Below are 2,641 nucleotides of genomic sequence, written 5' to 3'. Positions count from 1 at the left end.
ATCATCCATACTATTTTTTACATTTGAAAATAACATAACAAAAATTCCTTTTTCTTTATTAAAATTATTGAAAGTGTTCCAACCAGATAATACACCATGATTATGAAAATAATCTGGATATATATAAAAACTAAATGCATATTTCCGTTCTGCTGAAGGCGAAAACATTGCTTGTATACTTTGTTCAGAAAGAAGTTTTCCATTTATAATTGCTTCGTCTAACTTCTTCATATCTCCAACTGTCGTATACATCTCACCACAACCATATAGCCAATCCATGCCTAACTTCTGCGCTGGTACAAGCTCTTGATTTTTTTTCACATAACCCTTTGTAAAATTTTTATCTCCAGGTACCATATTTCCCATACCGGATTCATGCATATCTGCTTTTACAAATATGTTTTCTTTTATGTAATCTCCTAAAGGTTTTTTCGAGATATGTTCTATTATATAAGCAAGAACCATATAATTATAATCTGTATATCTCCAACCTGTTCCTGCAGGAAATTCTAAATTTTGACGTCCAATCCAATTAACTAACTGTAAACGGGAAGCAGCATTCACATTTCCTTTCGCATGTTCAGGTAAACCAGAGGTATGGGTTAACAAATGATATAGTGTAATATTTTTATTCTCCGGAAATGAAGGAATATATTTATTTACATTATCTTGAATATTCAATTTACCTTGTTCTTGCAACTGTAAAATAGATGTGGCAACAACTGTTTTCGTAATAGAACCAATACGATATTTTGTTTGAGGCGTATTTTCTATTTTATTTTGAACATCAGCATACCCATATCCTTTATTCAATATAACACGCTCTTTATCTGTTACCAAAACTGTTCCATTAAATTGCTTTCCGACTAAATATTGATCTAATTTTTGAGATATGCTAGCATAATCAATTTGTTGCTCTTCTTTTTCTTCTATATTCCCTTGTACTTCTGATTCAATAGTAGGATTCACTTTAGTTGTTAATACAGTGTTTTCCTTTATATTGGGGCTAACAAGAAAATAGTATACTCCGCCGCCAACTATAGCAGACAGTGAAGCCATCACCATTACTTTTTTTATCATATTGATCCTCCATAATTCCTTCACTAAAAATTGTCCCCCTATTCTATTATCAAACAATAAAAAAAAATCGCAACAATTTGTTGCGAAAAATTACATTTTTTCTTTTCTATACACACATACTTGATTCTTCCCATTTTTTTTCGCTTCATATAATGCAATGTCCGCTCGTTGCATTAATTCTTCTCTTGTAGTTCCTTGTTCATATAACGCAACTCCAAAGCTAGCTGTTAGCTTCGAAATTCCAGTGAATTGCTTTGTTTCAATGAAGAATCGTAATGACTCCGCAACTTGAAATGCTTCCTTTTCTACTGTATTTGTCACTAATATAATGAATTCTTCTCCTCCCCATCTTGCAAATACATGTTGTTGCTCCACTTTAGATTTCATAAGCTCTGCAAGTTGTATTAATGCCAAATCACCAAAATCATGACCATATGTGTCATTAACCGTTTTAAAATTATCTATATCAAATAAAATGATAGCTATTTTCTCATCACTACGTATTACCTTTTCCCACTCTACCTCTAGTATTTGTTGAAACTTTAAACGATTATAAATCTCTGTCAATGAATCTACCATAGCAAGTCTTTCTTGCTCTTGATAGATTTCATCTAATTCTGTAATTTCCGTGCACTTTACAATAAATCTTGATAAATCTTCTGGCAATGGTGTCGCACGTAATAAAAAAGTGGATACTACCCCTTCATAATTTAGCATCTTAATTCTTCTACCACTTGATAAAGTATCGTCTAACCATGTGATATCATGCGTCGTCGAATAGTATCCACTTTCTCTAATAAAATGTTCAGCAAATACTAAATGTTGCTCACGATAGGCAAACAGATTTTCATATCCAAAAAAAGCTAAAAAATTTGTATTACAATCAACAATCTCATCATCTTCTACTATAAATAATAGATCATTTTGAAAATCAAACATCGTTTGAAGCAATTCCTGCTGCAAACCGACTTGCCTTACTAAAGAAAGTTGATACAAACTCTTATTCACTTCCTCTAACACTGCTTGCGGAGTTACAGGAGCTATTACAATATTACGTATTCCTAATGCAAGTACATCTGTGAATTCTTTTGTTATTTGTTGATCCCAAATGACAATGAATGTACTGTGCGGAGTATACATATTCTTTATATATTTTATTTGAGAATAATCTGTTACATACGTAATGATAATGTGTGGTTTCGTTCTTTGAAATAATAGTTCGCCCTCTTCAAAACTATTTGCTATAAACATACATTTTGGATGGATATTTTCTACCGTTTGTTGATGCTTACATCCATTTTCTATATAAAGGACATTTAACTGCAGATCTTGTAACACATTTTGGAAAACCGTATTCTCTAATAAAAAATGTAGTATGTTCATCACTAGTCTTCACTCACTTCATATATCTTGTTCTACTGAATTCCTCACAAACTTTTTTAAAAGACTGTTCTCCAATAAACTTTAATTTGTGAGAGATACATATTAACAAGCTAATTGAGAATGTTATCTTCGCTTTTCACTCTATAAATTCCTTTTTTAGTGTATGATTGTAGGAATT

General features: G+C 31.5%; 2 protein-coding genes. Both read right to left on the bottom strand.

Annotated elements, in window-relative coordinates:
- Nucleotides 1-1,080, bottom strand: a 1,080-nt coding sequence (locus tag ACQGS6_RS26105; protein WP_426965854.1) for a serine hydrolase, incomplete at its 3' end; no start/stop codon positions are given.
- A 90-nt stretch (nucleotides 1,081-1,170) separates the two neighbouring features.
- Entirely contained in the window at nucleotides 1,171-2,463 is a 1,293-nt protein-coding gene (locus ACQGS6_RS26100; RefSeq protein WP_001023187.1) for a GGDEF domain-containing protein, read from the bottom strand.
- Between the last annotated feature and the right edge of the window lie 178 nt (nucleotides 2,464-2,641).

This window comes from Bacillus sp. GMs2/2, assembly GCF_050172095.1.
Lineage (GTDB): Bacteria > Bacillota > Bacilli > Bacillales > Bacillaceae_G > Bacillus_A > Bacillus_A cereus.
This window is presented reverse-complemented; position numbering and strand designations above follow the sequence as displayed.